This is a genomic window from Rhodanobacter sp. FW106-PBR-R2A-1-15, from assembly GCF_058789735.1.
Window position 1 is genome coordinate 16549 of the sequence record NZ_JBYTEM010000008.1, and the last position, 15897, is coordinate 32445.

Annotated in this window: 14 protein-coding genes; 3 read left to right on the forward strand and 11 right to left on the reverse strand. The window is 67.3% G+C overall.

Annotated features, from left to right (window positions below; translation table 11 throughout):
- Positions 1-43 precede the first annotated feature (43 nt).
- The 4 genes from AC3WTD_RS06275 to AC3WTD_RS06290 are packed head-to-tail and all read right to left on the reverse strand — an operon-like array spanning position 44 to position 3016.
- Positions 44-586 carry a pilus assembly protein PilP gene (locus tag AC3WTD_RS06275; protein WP_027492873.1) on the reverse strand — a complete coding sequence of 181 codons (543 nt, stop codon included), beginning with the start codon at positions 584-586 and terminating at the stop codon, positions 44-46.
- A complete protein-coding gene (locus tag AC3WTD_RS06280; protein WP_027492874.1) occupies positions 586-1239 on the reverse strand; it encodes a type IV pilus inner membrane component PilO in 654 nt (217 codons plus the stop codon). The genes AC3WTD_RS06275 and AC3WTD_RS06280 overlap by 1 nt, the downstream gene beginning before the upstream one ends.
- Positions 1236-1958, reverse strand: a complete 723-nt coding sequence (locus AC3WTD_RS06285; protein ID WP_492613258.1) for a PilN domain-containing protein — start codon at positions 1956-1958, stop codon at positions 1236-1238. Before AC3WTD_RS06285 ends, AC3WTD_RS06280 begins: the two co-directional genes overlap by 4 nt.
- Positions 1958-3016 (reverse strand): pilus assembly protein PilM, encoded by a 1059-nt coding sequence (locus AC3WTD_RS06290; RefSeq protein ID WP_492613259.1) that lies wholly within the window; start codon positions 3014-3016, stop codon positions 1958-1960. The genes AC3WTD_RS06285 and AC3WTD_RS06290 overlap by 1 nt, the downstream gene beginning before the upstream one ends.
- Positions 3017-3289: 273 nt before the next feature.
- On the opposite strand from AC3WTD_RS06290, the gene AC3WTD_RS06295 reads away from it, so the two are divergent.
- Positions 3290-5818, forward strand: a complete 2529-nt coding sequence (locus AC3WTD_RS06295) for a penicillin-binding protein 1A (RefSeq protein ID WP_492613260.1) — start codon at positions 3290-3292, stop codon at positions 5816-5818.
- A gap of 57 nt (positions 5819-5875) precedes the next feature.
- Positions 5876-6547, forward strand: coding sequence for a hypothetical protein (locus AC3WTD_RS06300; RefSeq protein ID WP_027492878.1), 672 nt, complete (start codon positions 5876-5878; stop codon positions 6545-6547).
- A gap of 71 nt (positions 6548-6618) precedes the next feature.
- On the opposite strand, the gene AC3WTD_RS06305 is transcribed toward AC3WTD_RS06300, so the two are convergent.
- The 7 genes from AC3WTD_RS06305 to rpoZ form a co-directional block, all read right to left on the reverse strand.
- A complete protein-coding gene (locus tag AC3WTD_RS06305; RefSeq protein WP_492613261.1) occupies positions 6619-7914 on the reverse strand; it encodes a citrate synthase in 1296 nt (431 codons plus the stop codon).
- A 275-nt stretch (positions 7915-8189) separates the two neighbouring features.
- On the reverse strand, positions 8190-8444 hold the full coding sequence (locus tag AC3WTD_RS06310) for a type B 50S ribosomal protein L31 (RefSeq protein WP_027492880.1): 255 nt from the start codon (positions 8442-8444) through the stop codon (positions 8190-8192).
- 69 nt (positions 8445-8513) lie between these two features.
- Positions 8514-9449, reverse strand: a complete 936-nt coding sequence (locus AC3WTD_RS06315; RefSeq protein ID WP_492613262.1) for a nucleoside hydrolase — start codon at positions 9447-9449, stop codon at positions 8514-8516.
- An 82-nt stretch (positions 9450-9531) separates the two neighbouring features.
- The gene (gene recG, locus AC3WTD_RS06320) at positions 9532-11646 is read right to left on the reverse strand and encodes an ATP-dependent DNA helicase RecG (RefSeq protein ID WP_492613263.1); all 2115 of its coding nucleotides are present in this window, start codon (positions 11644-11646) and stop codon (positions 9532-9534) included.
- Between the two features lie 82 nt (positions 11647-11728).
- On the reverse strand, positions 11729-12112 hold the full coding sequence (locus tag AC3WTD_RS06325) for a RidA family protein (RefSeq protein ID WP_027492883.1): 384 nt from the start codon (positions 12110-12112) through the stop codon (positions 11729-11731).
- 98 nt (positions 12113-12210) lie between these two features.
- Positions 12211-14376, reverse strand: coding sequence for a RelA/SpoT family protein (locus AC3WTD_RS06330; protein ID WP_027492884.1), 2166 nt, complete (start codon positions 14374-14376; stop codon positions 12211-12213).
- 127 nt (positions 14377-14503) lie between these two features.
- Positions 14504-14794, reverse strand: a complete 291-nt coding sequence (rpoZ, locus tag AC3WTD_RS06335; RefSeq protein WP_007509529.1) for a DNA-directed RNA polymerase subunit omega — start codon at positions 14792-14794, stop codon at positions 14504-14506.
- Positions 14795-14995: 201 nt separating this feature from the next.
- Between rpoZ and AC3WTD_RS06340 the strand changes: the two genes are divergently transcribed.
- Positions 14996-15826, forward strand: a complete 831-nt coding sequence (locus tag AC3WTD_RS06340) for an MlaA family lipoprotein (RefSeq protein ID WP_037089767.1) — start codon at positions 14996-14998, stop codon at positions 15824-15826.
- Positions 15827-15897: the final 71 nt, after the last annotated feature.

Consider the following 15897-nt stretch of genomic DNA (forward strand, 5'->3'; position numbering starts at 1 on the left):
ACGGATTGGATTTGGTTGGTCATTGCATCTGCCCCTGTATTCCTTATTTCGCGTCGAGCGCGACGCTGGCGGGACGTTCCATCCAGCCACCATTACCGTTGGATACCAGCTCGACCAGCTCAATGTGGTCTTCGCTGATCGCAGTGATATGTCCGTAGTTCTGGCCCATGTACTCGCCGTCATGAACGCGATGGATCACGCCACCCGGATCCTTGACCAGCACCTCCATGCTCGCGCCGGTGCCGACCGTGCCGACCATCTTCAGGCTGTCCAGCGCGAACAGCTCCAGCGGCTGCTTGGCGCGGTTGGCGTCCGGCCGCGGTCCGCTGGCGGCGGCGCTGTTGTCCATCTCGGCCGTGCTCGGGCTGAACGGATCACGCCGGTCCTGGTCGGTGTAGGTGAACGTCTCGAAGGTCTTGATCACCGGCAGCGGCTGGATCGGCGCGCCCTTCTTGGCTTTTTCCTGGGCGACCCAGGTGCGCAGGTCCGACATGCCGCGGGTGCATCCGGCGAGCATCAGCGCGGCGCCGAGCATCAGCATCAGCCGGGCGATGCGGGTGGGCGTGATTGCAGCAGACATGTTCATCACTTCGCCCCCCCGGCCGGTTTGCCCTTGCTCGCGGCGGCGCTTTCCTCGTCATCCAGGTAGCGGTAGGTCTTCACGGTGCCCTGCAGCACCAGCTGGCCGTTGGAGGTGCCGTCCTTGCCCGGCGACTTCGGCGTCAACGAGACGTCGTGCAGGGTCAGGATCACCACCCGCGGCAGCGAGGCCACGCCGCTGATGAAGGTGCCGAACTGGTGGTAGGTGCCGGTAAACTTCAGGGCAATCGGTTTTTCCGCGTAAAAATCCTTCGGCGTCTCCGCACCGGGCTGAAACAGGTCGCTCTCCAGACCGGCGGCCTGCGCAGTCTGCGAGATGTCGACCAGCAGCTCGGGCATCTCGGTCTTGCTGGGCAGCTGGCGCAGCAGCTGGCGCAGCATGTCCTGCATCTCGTCGAGTTGCTGCTGCAGCGCCTCCAGGTTGACCGACTTGGCCTGCTTGGTGGAGAACTCCTGCTTGAGCTGGTCTTCCTTGCCGGCCAGCGTCTTCAGGCTGTCCTGCTGGTCGCTGACGAAGAAGTACCAACCCACCAGCAGCACGAAGCCGAACAGCAGCGCGGTGAAGAAGATCTTGACCGTCTGCGGCCAGCCACCGACGTTGTTGCGGTCGAGGTTCTGGATATCGTGGAGGAAACTCATGATCCGGCACCTCCCGCGGCAGTTGGCGCACTCACCGGCTTGGTTTCCGGAACGGCCGTCGTCGCAGACTTCGCCACGGGAGCAGCCACCGGCGCGGTTGCCGCGGCGGGCACCGTCGCCGCCGCAGCGGGAGCAGCGGCGCCCGGCAGCACCGACACCTTGTCGGTCTCGTCGGCCTTCGGCTTGTTCAGCGTCACGTTCAGCCCGAAGGTATAGGGCATGCGGCTGCCGTTATGGGTGTTCTCGGTCTTGCGCAGGTCGGCATGGCCCATCCAGGGCGAGCCTTCGATGTTGCGCATGTACTCGGCGACACTGGCGTTGGATTGCGCCACGCCGTCGAGCGACATCGCCTGGCCACCCTGTTTCAGCCCGCTCAGCCGCGCGCTGGTGGGAATCGTCTTCACCAGCTCGTCGAACAGGTGCACCATCTGCGAGCGGTCGGCCTGCAGCTGCTCGATGATCTGCTTGCGTGCCAGCAGGTGCTCGCGCACCTTCTCAAGGTCCTTGATCTTGGCGATGCGCACGTCGAGCTGCTTGATCTCGGTCTGCAGGTAGGTGTTGCGGTCGTTCTGGTTGTTGATGCGCTGGTCCATCCAGAAAATCCACAACAGCAGCACGCCCAGACCCACCACGAAGGCGGCACCGAGCTGCATGTAGAACTCGCGTTCGCGTTGCTTGCGCCGTGCGGCGCGCCACGGAAGTAGGTTGACGTGTGCCATCAGTCGAAGCTCCTCAGGGCGAGGCCGACCGCGATCATCAACGCGGGGGCGTCCTGCGCCAGCGACTGTGCCTGGACCCGCGGCGACAGCGACATGCGCGCCAACGGGTTGGCGACGACGCAGGGCACGCCGAGCTGCTCCTCCAGCATCTGGCCAAGCCCCTCGATCGAGGCGCAACCGCCGGCCAGCACCACCTGGTCGACCTTGCTGTACTCGCTGCCGGCAAAGAAGAACTGCAGCAAGCGGCTGATCTGCTGGATCAGCGATTCCTTGAACGGCTCCAGCGCCTCGGTCTCGTAGGACTCGGGCAGGCCGCCCTTGCGCTTGGCGCGGCCGGCCTCCTCGTAGGACAGCCCGAAGCGGCGCATGATCTCGTCGGTCAGCTGCTTGCCGCCGAACACCTGCTCGCGCGAGTAGATCGTGCGCTGGTTGCGCAGCACCGACAGCGTGGTCATGGTGGCGCCGATGTCGACTACCGCCACCAGCGCGTCGCGACCCACGTTGAGCTGGTCGGCAATCATCGCGAAGGCGTTCTCCATCGCGAATGCCTCGACGTCGATCACGCTGGCGGTGAGTCCGCCGAGGTCCAACGCAGCCACGCGCATGTCCACGTTCTCGGTGCGCGAGGCGGCCAGCAGCACGTTGTTCATGTCGGGGTTGTCGCGGACCGGACCGAGCACCTCGTAGTCGAGGCTGACCTCGTCGATCGGGTACGGGATGTATTGATTGGCCTCGACCTGGATCTGGCCTTCCAGGTCGTCGTCGGAAAGGTCGCCGGTCATCGGGATGATGCGCGTGATCACCGCCGACCCGGCCACCGCGGCGGAAGCGTGCTTGAGCTTGGAGCCCGAGCGTGCCAGCGCGCGACGGATCGCATCGCCCACCGCCTCGATCTCGACGATGTTCTTCTCGACCACGGCGTTCGGCGGCAGCGGCTCGACCGCGTAATGCTCAACGCGATAACGGCCGCCCGCCTGACTTAGCTGCAGCAGCTTGACGGCAGTCGAACTGATGTCGACACCAATCAGCGCCGGCTTCTTCGCTGTAAAAAGCCCCACGGTGTTTCCCCCTTGCCGCTGACGCCCGTAGCCAGAATCCTGGCGGGGTACGCAATGGCATTAAATCGAAAAAATAACGCAATGGCAATGGCCTACAGGAACTTTCTCAAGTAATTGGCGTGATCCCCGCCACATTTATGGGGAAGCTCCGATCGGCCCGACCCTTGCTTTGCCGGACCAGCCTTTGGGTTTGGTCGACCGCTCCTCATGCCGGAAATACTCCTACATCTATACTCTGCCGTGTTTTGACTCAGGTCTCGCTATCCCCACACCATGCAAATTTTCAAACGCTTGCTGCGCTGGGCTCTGGCCCTGGCCTTTTCCGGTTTGCTCCTTGCAGTGGTCGCGGTGGGTGTGGCGTACTGGCTGATCGCGCCGAGGCTGCCCTCGGTGGCCGAATTGAAGAACTACCCGATGCAGGTGCCGCTGCGCGTGTTGAGCGCCGACGGCAAGCTGATCGCCAGTTTCGGCGAGACCCGGCGCATCCCGGTGGACATCGGGAAGGTGCCCGACCGGCTCAAGCACGCCGTGCTGTCGGCCGAGGATGCGGACTTCTACCACCATCCCGGCGTGGACTGGCACGGCATCGCGCGCGCCGGCTGGCACGTGCTCGTGACCGGCGGCGACAAGGGCCCCGGCGGCTCGACGATCACCCAGCAGGTCGCCCGCAACTTCTTCCTGAGCCCGGAGAAGCTCTACTCGCGCAAGCTCACCGAGATCTTCATCGCGCTGCGCATCGAGCACGAGCTCAGCAAGGACCAGATCCTCGAGCTGTACCTCAACAAGATGTTCCTCGGCCATCGCTCGTACGGCGTGGCCGCGGCCGCCGAGTACTACTACGGCAAGACGCTGGACCAGCTGACCGTGGCCGAATGCGCGCTGATCGCCTCGACCTTCCAGCTGCCCTCGGCGGTCAACCCGATCAACAGCCCGAAGCGCGCGATCGCCCGACGCAACTGGGTGCTGAGCGAAATGCTGCGCCATGACTACATCACCAAGGCCGTGTACGAGCAGGCGATCGCCGAACCGAACCGCGCCTACCCGCACGAGCAGCCGATCGAGGTGGACGCCCCGTACCTGGCCGAGATGGTGCGCCGGCAGGTGCTCGACCGCTTCGGCAACGACGCGCTGACCGAAGGCTACGTGGTCAGGACCACGCTGCAGAGCGGCCGCCAGCAGGCCGCCGTGGAAGCGCTGCGCGACGGGCTGATCGCCTACGACCGCCGGCACGGCTGGCGCGGGCCGGAAGCCCACCAGGAGCTGCCTGCCGGCGCCGGCGAGGCGGAGCTGGACAGCCTGCTGTCCGCCTACACCAGCGTCTCCGGCATGCAGCCGGGCATCGTCACGGCCAGCGACGCAAAGCAGGCCACGGTCTACCTGTCCAGCCGCGAGAGCGTGATCCTCGACCTCGCCACTGTCAGCTGGGCGCGCCCGCACATCAACGACGACCGCGTCGGCGCGGCGCCGAGCCGGGTCGACGGCGTACTCAAGCGCGGCGACATCATCCGGCTGGCGCGCGACGACAAGGGCGAGTGGCAGCTGGCGCAGATTCCGGCTGCGCAGGCCGCGCTGGCCTCGGTCGCGCCGGAGGACGGCTCGATCCAGGCGCTGGTGGGCGGCTTCAACTTCGTGCGCAGCAAGTTCAACCGGGCAGTGATGGCGGCGCGCCAGCCCGGTTCCAGCTTCAAGCCCTACCTGTACTCGGCGGCGTTCGAGCGCGGTTTCACCCCCGCCTCGATCATCAACGACGCGCCGCTCGCGCTGCCCGACCCTTCGCGTCCGAACGGGATCTGGACGCCCTCCAACGACGACGACAAGTTCGCCGGGCCGATGCGCCTGCGCGAAGCGCTGGTGCAGTCGAAGAACCTGGTCTCGGTGCGCCTGCTGGACGCCGTCGGCGTGCGCTACATGCGCGAATACGCCACCCGCTTCGGCTTCTCGCAGGACGCCATACCGGCCAACCTGTCGATGGCGCTGGGTACCGCCTCGGTGTCACCGATGGGCATGGCCCGCGGCTACGCGGTGTTCGCCAACGGCGGCTACCTGGTCACGCCGTACTTCATCCACGAGATCGACGACCGCAACGGCCAGCCGGTGTACCTGGCCAACCCCGCGCGCGCCTGCCGCAACTGCCAGGAGCGCCTGCTCGACACGCAGCCACCCGGCCCGCCACCGGCCGGGATGAACCCCGCGCCCGCCAACGGCCTGGCCAGCGCCTCGTCCACCGCGCCCGCCGAGTCCGGCAGCGTCGACGGCGTCGGCGACGCGGTGCTGCCGGCCGACGCGCATGGCGAAGGCGCGCATCCGCCGGTACTCGCGCCGGGCGTGATCGAGGCGCGCAACGACTACCTGGTCACCTCACTGATGAAGGACGTGATCCTGCGCGGCACCGGCTCGGCCGCACGCGCGTTGGAGCGCGACGACCTGGCCGGCAAGACCGGCTCCACCAACGACCACCGCGACGCCTGGTTCGTCGGCTTCGACGGCGAGCTGTCGACCGCCGTGTGGGTGGGCTTCGACGACTACAGCTCGCTCGGCCGCGGCGAGTTCGGCGCCAAGGCCGCGCTGCCGATCTGGATGTCCTACATGGGCAGCGTGCTCAAGGGGCAGCCGTCGAGCACGTTGCCGATGCCACCGGGAATCAGTACGGTATGGATCAACCGCTACAGCGGGCTGCCCACCGCCACCAGCGACCCCGACGGCATCAACGAGATATTCAGAGTGGAAGACGTCGACCGCCTGCGCAGCCAGGCCGCCCAGCAGAAGGAGCAGGACCAGCAGCACGCCTACGACATCTTCTGATGCCCTCCGGGGCGAGACCCGCCCCGGCCGTCGCCCACCATCGTTGAGGAATGCGCCATGTCCCGAGGCGACCACCACCGCATCCACGCGCATGACCGCCTGCAGCGCAACCGCCTGCGGGTGGCCCAGGAAGCCGCGCGGCTGATGAGCGAACACGGCATCCGCGACTTCCACCATGCCAAGCTGAAGGCCGCCGAGCGGCTGGGCATCCTCGATGCGCAGGCGTTGCCGCGCAACCTGGAGATCGAACAGGCGCTGCGTGAGCACCAGCGGCTGTTCCTCGCCGACCGCCAGCCGCAGCTGCTGCGCCAGCGCCGCGAGGCGGCGGTCGAGGCGATGCGTTTTCTCGCCGCGTTCGAGCCGCGCCTGGTCGGCAGCGTGCTCGAAGGCACCGCCGACGCGCATTCAGCGGTGTGCCTGCACGTGTACAGCGACGACCCGGAAGCGGTCGTGCTGTACCTGCGCGAACGCGGCGTGCCGGTCGAGACCCAGGTGCGCCGGCTGCGCTACAGCCGCGACGAGCAGCCCGAATACCCGGTGCTGCTGTTCGCCGCCGACGAGCTGCCGTTCGACCTCACCGTGCTGCCGCGCGACGCGCTGCGCCAGGCTCCGCTGGGCCGCGCCGACGACCGGCCGATGCGGCGCGCCTCGCTGGCCCAGGTGGAGATGCTGCTCGACGAGAATGCCGACCAGGCCTTCGAACAGCGGCTGGGTGCGGCATTGCGCTGATTCCGGGCCACCTCGCCGCACGAAAAAGCCCCGGCCAGGACCGGGGCTTTTCATCGGTGCCACGTGGGCGATCAGCGCTTCGCGGTCGGCACGTAGTTGCGCACGTCGGCGCCGATATAGACCTGGCGCGGGCGGCCGATGCGCGATCCGGGCGTTTCGTGCTGCTCGATCCAATGCGCGATCCAGCCGGCGGTGCGCGCGATGGCGAACATCACGGTGAACATCTCGGTGGGGATGCCCAGCGCCTTGTAGATGATGCCGGAGTAGAAGTCGACGTTCGGGTACAACTTGCGCTCGACGAAGTAGTCGTCCTTCAGCGCCGCCTCTTCCAGCTTCATCGCCACGTCCAGCAGCGGGTCGTTGACGCCCAGCTCGGCCAGCACCTTGTGGCACATCTCGCGGATGATCTTCGCGCGCGGGTCGAAGTTCTTGTACACGCGATGACCGAAGCCCATCAGGCGGAAGCTGTCGTTCTTGTCCTTCGCGCGCAGCACCGCCGACTCCACGTTGTCGGGCGTGCCGATTTCCTGCAGCTGCTTGAGCACCGCCTCGTTGGCGCCGCCGTGCGCAGGCCCCCACAGCGCGGTGATACCGGCGGCGATCGACGCGTACGGGTTGGCGCCGGTGGAGCCGACCAGGCGCACGGTCGAAGTGGAGGCGTTCTGCTCGTGGTCGGCGTGCAGGATGAACAGCAGGTCGAGCGCCTTGGCCGCCACCGGGTTCATCTGCAGCGGCTCGCTCGGCACCTCGAACATCATGTGCAGGAAGCGGTCGACGTACTCAAGGTTGTTGCGCGGGTAGCGCATCGGCCAGCCGATCGAATAGCGGTAGCAGGCGGCGGCGATGGTCGGCATCTTGGCGATCAGGCGGATCGCGGCAAGCTTGCGGTCGGCCGGGTCGTCGACGTTGAGGTCGTCGTGGTAGAACGCCGACAGCGAGGCCACCGCAGCGGCCAGCATCGCCATCGGATGTGCGTCGTGGTGGAAGCCATGGAAGAAGTTCTTCAGCGACTCGTGCAGCATCGTGTGGTGCGCGACGTCGTGCTCGAACGTGGCGAACTCGGCCGGCTTCGGCAGCTCGCCGTTGAGCAGCAGGTAAGCCACCTCCAGGAAGCTGGAGCTCTCCGCCAGCTGCTCGATCGGGTAGCCGCGGTACAGCAGCACGCCCTTGTCGCCGTCGATGTAGGTGATCGCGCTCTTGGTGCTGGCGGTCGAACCGTAGCCGGGGTCGTAGGTGAAGTGGCCGGTGTCCTTGTACAGCGTGGCAATATCGATGCACGCGGGGCCGAGCGTACCGCTGACCAGCGGCAGTTCGCTGCTGCGCTTGCTCGATTCATCCACCAGCTTGACGGTCTTGAGATCGGACACGGAAACCTCCTTACATGTGGGTCGCCACCGCCGGCAACCGCGAGGGGAGCGCCGGCCGGCGAGGGAATGCTGGGCATGGCATGCCGGGGAAAACACGCGATGCAACGGGCGCGCTGACGCCAGTTCAGCAACCATTATCGCACAAGGTCGCGCTTGCATTCGATGGCGAATGGTCGAATGGCCAACGCAAAAAGACACGGGGCAGGCCTGCGCCTGCCCCGTGTCCTAAACCGCAATCCGCGCAGCCGACGCCCGGGCGCCGGCTCTCGCGTCACTTATTCCTTGATGGCACCCGCATAGCGGCGGCGGAACTTGTCGACGCGACCGCCGACGTCCAGCGTCTTCTGCTTGCCGGTGTAGAACGGGTGGGAATGGCTGGAGATATCCACCTTGATCAGCGGGTACTCATTGCCGTCTTCCCACTTGATGGTTTCCTTGCTGGACATGGTCGACTTGGTCAGGAACGCGAAGTCGGACGACAGGTCCTGGAACACCACCGGGATGTAGTTCGGATGGATAGCAGGCTTCATGGCTGGCTCTAAAGCGGTGGTGAAAAGAGCGGCATTGTAGCGGCGAAGCCGGGAACGCCGCAAGTCCGCTCAGGTAGGCACGCCCAGCGCATACCGCACCATCGCGGCAAAGCGGGCCTGGTCCACTTCCAGCACGATGTTCGCCCGGGCCGGCCAACCCAGCCGCCCCTTCCAGTCGACCACGGTGGCGCCGCGGGTCAGGCCGCCGTCCAGTTCCACCGCCACGGCGCGGGTTTCGCTGCGGGTGACGATGGTGGGGTCCAGCGCCACCGCCATCGCCAGCGCGTCGGCGGCTACCAGCCCGTGGCGATCATGCTGCGCATTGTAGCGGCGCGCGATGGCCACGATCTTGCCGAAGAACGCCGCGCGCCGATCGCCGGTCGCCAGCCAGCCGTCGAATTCGGCATCGTCGAAGGCATGCCGCAAGGTGGCTTCCCAGTCCACCAGGTCGAACGCCGGGAACGCCTCGAACACCACGTGCGCCGCCTCCGGGTCGAAGCCGATGTTGAACTCCGCCGGCACTTTGCCGGTATTGCCGTGGCCCGTCACCGCGCCGCCCATCACCACCAGCCGCTTCACTCGCGCGGGCAGCGTGGGATCGAGTCTGAGCGCCAGCGCCAGGTTGGTCAGCGGCCCCAGCGCCACCAGGGTCAGCTCGCCCGGCCGTTCGCGGGTCAGCCGCAGCAGGGCCAGCGCGGCCGGCTCGGCGGCGAGCGCAGCGGCCGGCTCGGGAAAACCAATGTCGCCGAAACCGTCCTGGCCATGCACGAAGGCGGCATCCTCGTCCGCCGCGCGCACCAGCGGCGCGGCACAACCGGCGAACACCGGCGTCGCCGCGCCGACCAGGTCGACCAGGGTGCGCGCGTTGCGCACGGTATGGCCGAGTCCCACGTTGCCGGCGGCGATGCTGAGACCGGCGACGTCGGCATGGGCGTAAGCCATCAGGACGGCCAGGGCGTCGTCGACGCCGGGATCGGTGTCGATCAGGAGTTGCGGCTTGCTCATGGATGGATGATCACAAGAATTGAAAAGTGCGGCCAGGGATGGCCGCCCGTTTGATCTTTGCGGTCAGGGATGATCGCAAAAATCACGCATGCGCGTAACGCGCCGCGCCACCGATCCAGCGTTCGATCAATTGCGTGGTCTGGCGCGGGTGTTCGGCCAGCATATGCTCGCCGACCTGCTGCACCGCCGGCAGCAGGTGCGCGTCGCGGGCCAGATCGGCGATGCGGAAGCTGAGCTGGCCGGTCTGGCGGGTGCCCAGCACCTCGCCGGGACCGCGCAGTTCGAGATCCTTCTCCGCGATGCGGAAACCGTCGCTGGTGTCGCGCATCACCTGCAGCCGTTCGCGCGCCAGCCGGCCCAGCGGCGGCTGGTACAGCAGCACGCAGTTCGACGCCACCGCGCCGCGCCCCACCCGGCCGCGCAACTGGTGCAGCTGGGCCAGGCCCAGCCGCTCGCTGTTCTCGATCACCATCAGGCTGGCGTTGGGCACGTCCACGCCCACCTCGATCACTGTAGTCGCCACCAGCACGGCCAGTTCGCCGGCCTTGAACGCATCCATCACCGCCTGCTTTTCCTTCGGCTTCATGCGGCCGTGGATCAGGCCGACCCTGAAGCCGGCGAGTGCGGCGGAGAGTTCGGCGTACGCCACCTCGGCCGCCTGCGCCCGCAGCTGCTCGGATTCCTCGATCAGCGTGCATACCCAGTACACCTGGCGCCCTTCGCCACAGGCGGCGTGGATGCGCTCGATCACCTCGATCCGCCGCGCATTCGAGATCGCGATGGTCTGTACCGGCGTGCGCCCGGGCGGCAGCTCGTCGATCGACGACACGTCCAGGTCGGCATACGCGCTCATCGCCAGCGTGCGCGGAATCGGCGTGGCGGTCAGCACCAGCTGGTGCGGCACCAGCTCGCCGTCCCTGCCCTTGTCGCGCAGCGCCAGCCGTTGTTGCACGCCGAAGCGGTGCTGCTCGTCGACGATCACCAGGCCGAGCCGCGCAAACGCCACGCCCTCCTGCATCAGCGCATGCGTGCCGACCACCACCGGCGCGCCTTCGGCGACCCGCGCCAGTGCCTGCTTGCGCGCCTTGCCGGTGACCTTGCCGGCCAGCCACTCCACCTCGACGCCGAGCGGCTGCAGCCAGTGGCGGAAGTTGCGCAGGTGCTGCTCGGCCAGCAGTTCGGTCGGCGCCATCAGCGCGACCTGGTGGCCCGACTCCACGGCGGCGAGCGCCGCCAGCGCAGCAACCACGGTCTTGCCGCTGCCGACGTCGCCCTGCACCAGCCGCAGCATCGGCCGCGGCTGCGCCAGGTCGCGCGCTACCTCTTCGCCAACGCGCTGCTGGGCCGCAGTCAGGCGGAACGGCAGGCCTGCCAGCAAGCGCCCGCGCAGCTCGTCCGCGCCGCCCAGTTTCGGCGCGCGCCGCTGGCGTACCGCCGCGCGCATCCGTTTCAGGCTGAGGTGCTGGGTCAGCAGTTCCTCGAATGCCAGCCGCTGCTGCGCCGGATGCCGGCCCAGCATCAGCTGGTCCAGACGCGCATCCGGCGGCGGACGATGCACGTACAGCAGCGCGTCACGCAGCGAGGTGAGGCCATGCCGGGCGCACAACGCCTGCGGGATCAGCTCCAGCTGCGCCGCCGGCGGCAACAGCGCCAGCGCCTTGCCGATCACCCCGGCCAGCCGCTTCGGGCCCAGCCCCTCGGTGGTGGGATAAACCGGGCTCAGCGTCTCGTCGACGGTGGCTGCCGCCGCCTCGTCCAGGCGCCGGTAGTTGGGGTGCACCATCTCCAGCCCTTGCGCGCCGTGGCGTACTTCGCCGTAGCAAAGCAGCCGCGTGCCGGGCAGCAACTGCTCGGCCTGCGCACGGTTGAAGTGGAAGAAACGCAGCAGCAGGGTCTGCCGGCTGGCGTCGCCGATCGCCACCTTCAGCTGCGGGCGATAGCGAAAGCCGCGTTCGACTGCCTCGACCACGCCCTCGACCTGCGCCCGCTCGCCCACCCGCAGCTCGGCGATCGCGGTGATCCGGGTCTTGTCCTCGTAACGCAGCGGCAGGTGGAACCACAGGTCCTGCACCCGCTCCAGCCCCAGCCGGGCCAGCGACGCGGCCAGCGCCGGACCGACGCCCGGCAGCGCGCTTACCGGGGTGAGGCCCGGGTCGGCATCGATGGCGAGAGCGGGGCGAATGGTGCGGGTGGCCATGGCCTGCAAGCCTAACCGAGCGCCGCCTTCCGTCGTAAACCACGCGCCGACAACGCGTGTCGGCGCACAACGCCCATGATGCTCAGCCCAGCACCATCACCGCGTCGACCTCGACCTGCGCCGCCTTCGGCAGGCCGGATACCTCGATGGTGGAACGTGCCGGATACGGCTGCTGGAAGTATTCGGCCATCACCGCGTTGACCGCGGCGAAGTTCGCCAGGTCGGTGACGTAGATGCCCACGCGCACGATCTGCGCCAGCGAGCCGCCAGCCGCCGCCGCCACCGCGGTGAGATTGTCGAACACCCGCCGCGTCTGCATGGTGATGTCGCCGTCGACCAGCGCTGCGGTGGCCGGGTCCAGCGGGATCTGCCCGGAGAAATACACGGTATTGCCGGCACGCACGGCCTGCGAATACGGGCCGATCGCGGCGGGGGCTTGCTCGGTGGAGATGATGCTGCGGGACATGGATGGCCTCGGGATTCGGATTCGGATCCGGGAAGATTAGCGTGTCGCAGCTCCCCTGCCCACATTCCGGCACGCTGAGGCTCCGAACGAATCCCGAGTCACAAGGGGTAGCGATAGGCGCCGCTGACCACCCCGGTGCGGCGCACGCGGCGGATCACGTCGGCCAGGTGCTTGCGGTTCTTCACTTCCAGCGCGAACAGCAGGGTGGCCGCGACGGCGTCGCGCTCGACATACTCCACGTTCTCGATGTTCGAGTCGGCGGCGGCGATCGCGGCGGCCACGGTGGCCAGCACGCCGGGACGATTGGTCACCTCAATGCGCAGTTCGGCGCGGTAGTCGCCCTGCACGTCGCGGTCCCACTCGATCGCCACGCAGCGCTCGGGCGACTTGCGCAGCTCGACCACGTTCGGGCATTCCTCGCGGTGCACCACGATGCCCTTGCCCGAGGACAGGTAGCCGATGATCTCGTCGCCCGGCAGCGGATGGCAGCAGTTGGCGAAGCTGAGCACGCCACGCTCGGCGCCGGTGATGCGGATCTTCTCGTGCGCGTGCGCCGCCGTGTGCGGCTTGCCGGCCTTCCTGCCGCGCGACGCCAGCAGTTGGCTGGCGACCACGTCGGGCATGCGGTTGCCCAGCGCGATGTCGGACAGCAGTTCCTCCAGCCGCTTTAGCTTGGAGGTTTCCAGGAAACGGTCGAGTACCGCCGGCGGAATGCCGTCCAGACTGCTGCCCTGCGCGTCCAGCGCGCGATCGAGCATGCGGTGGCCGAAGTCAACCGCGTCCTCGTGCTGCAGGTGCTTCAGGTACTGGCGGATCGCGGTGCGCGCCTTGCCGGTGACCACCACTTCCAGCCACGCCGGATTCGGCACCGCCGACGGCGCAGTGATGATCTCCACCAGCTGGCCGGACTCCAGCTTGGTGCGCAGCGGCAGCAGCTTCTTGTCCACGCGCGCGGCCACCGCATGGTCGCCCACGTCGGTGTGCACGGCGTAGGCGAAGTCCAGCGCGGTGGCGTTGCGCGGCAGCGACAGGATGTCGCCGCGCGGAGTGAACAGATAGACCTCGTCGGGGAACAGGTCGATCTTGACGTTCTCGATGAACTCCGACGACGACACCGTGCTCGCCGAGCTGTCGACCAGCGAGGACAGCCACTCGCGTGCCCGCGCCTGGGCGCTGTTGGCCGGACCCGAGTCGGTCTTGTAGGCCCAGTGCGCGGCCACGCCGCGCTCGGCCACCGAATCCATCTCGGCGGTGCGGATCTGCACCTCGATCGGCGCGCCGAACGGGCCCAGCAGCACGGTGTGCAGCGACTGGTAGCCGTTCGCCTTGGGAATCGCGATGAAATCCTTGAAACGGCGGTCGACCGGCTTGTACAGCGCATGCACTACGCCGAGCGCCATGTAGCAGCTCATCGCGCTGTCCACCACCACGCGGAAGCCGTAGACGTCCATCAGCTGGGCGAAGCTCTTATGCTCGTTGCGCATCTTCGAATAGATGCTCCACGACGACTTGATGCGGCCGACCACGCGCGCCGGCAGGTGGTCGGCAACCAGCCGCGCGGACAGCGCCGCCTCGATCTTGCCCATCGCCTCGCGCCGGTTGCCCAACGCGGCGCGGATGCGTTCGCTGATCACCCGGTAGCGGTCCGGGTACAGCGCGCGAAAGCCGAGATCCTGCAGTTCCGCCTTGAACTTGTTCATGCCCAGGCGCTGCGCGATCGGCGCATAGATCTCCAGCGTCTCGCGCGCGATGCGGCGGCGTGACGGTGCGTCCTTGGCGCCGAGCGTGCGCATGTTGTGCAGGCGATCGGCCAGCTTGATCAGGATCACGCGGATGTCGCGCGCCATCGCCAGCAGCATCTTGCGGAAGCTTTCCGCATCCGCCTCCTGGCGCGTGCCGAAGCGCATCTTGTCCAGCTTGGTGACGCCATCGACCAGTTCGGCCACCACCTCGCCGAACTCGGTGGCCAGCATCTCGCGGCTGAGCTCGGTGTCTTCCAGGGTGTCGTGCAGGATCGCCGCGATGATCGTCTCGGTATCCAGCCCGAGTTCGGCCAGGATGCCGGCCACCGCCACCGGGTGGGTGATGTACGGCTCGCCGCTCTTGCGCTCCTGCCCGGCATGCGCCTGCGCGCCGAGCTGGAACGCGCGCAGCACGCGATCGACCTGCACCTCGGGCAGGTAGGCAATGCGCTCTTTCAGGGCCAGCGCATAGGGCGGCAGCGCGGAGAGGTCGACCGTGGCGGGGTGGGTGGCCGCAGTCATTCGCTGCCGGCGCCTGCTCAGGCGCCCACCTCGCCGGGGGTGAAGCGGCTGGCTGCGCGGCGCGCGCCGACCGCCGCACCGGACTTGCCGGCGCGACAGGTGCGTTTGCTACAGCAGCCGCCGTCCATCAGTCGTCGCCGCCCTTGGACAGGTCGTCGTCAACCTCGGCCGCGGCCCACTCCAGCGCCTCGCGCTCGGCGCGCTCGCGCTCGGCCTTGTCGATCTGGTCGATGGTGGCCTGGTCGATGCGGCGGGCGGCGATCTCGCGCAGCGCCAGCACGGTCGGCTTGTCATGGTCGGGGTTGACGGCCGGCTCGGCGCCCTTTTCCAGCTGACGCGCGCGCTTGGTCGCCATCAGTACTAGTTCGAAACGGTTGTCGACCACCTCTAGGCAGTCTTCCACGGTAATGCGTGCCATGCGAAATCCTTAGGGATTAAAACGACTTATATGGCCTCACAGTGTAGATGAGCGGATGCTTTGCTGGCAATGCGGCTGCCGCGTATCATGGCGGGCTGGCCGTGAACCGGCGGCGCACTCGCCGGAAGCCAGCTGAAAGCCGTGTAAGATACAAAACCAGACAGTACACTTACTACCCCCACGACGCGAACCCCCGCACCGATGCCCTCACCGCTTCGACTCCCCAAGTTGCGCCGCTGGTTGGCCGTGCTCGCGATCATCTTGCTGGCCGGCTGCACCATCGCCAAGCCGCGCACCGACGATCCGCTGGAGAAATACAACCGCGGCGCCTACAAATTCAACGACGCGGTGGACCAGGCGGTGATCCGCCCGGTTGCGATGGGTTACCGCAAGGTGACCAATCCGCCGGTACGCCGCTCGTTCAGCGACTTCTTCACCAATATCCGCATGCCGGTCACGGTCGCCAACGACCTGCTGCAGGCGCGTCCGAAGCAGGCGCTGCAGAGCACCGGCCGCTTCCTGGTGAACCTGACCCTGGGCGTCGGCGGCTTCTTCGATCCGGCCAGCCAGCTTGGCCTGCCGATAGAAGACAACGACTTCGGCGTCACCCTGGCGCGTTGGGGTGCCCCGGAAGGCGACTTCCTGATGCTGCCGTTCTTCGGCCCCAGTACCGCGCGTGATATCTGGCGTCTGCCGGTCGACAGCTACTTCTTCGACCCGTTGAGCCTGTATGCAGTCAACCATGACTACAATGGCCTGGAGTACGTGCCACAGGCGATATACCTGGTGACCTTGCGCTCGCGCGGAATCGACGCGGAGGGCTTCCTGCAATCCGCCTACGATCCCTACGTATTCATCCGCGACGCGTACCGCCAGCAGCGCCTGTACAAGATCTACGACGGCAACCCGCCGGTCGAGATCATCCAGCAGATGCAAGGCCTGAACGAAAAGAATTTCGACCCCGAGGAACTGCTGGACCAGCAGCACCAGTGGGAAAACAAGCACCCGGAAACGTCCAGCAAGCAGCCCTGAGCGCAGCGCATGGTCGACACAAAGAAGGGGCCTCGCGGCCCCTTCTTTGTGTTGCGCGACCCCGGGCCTTC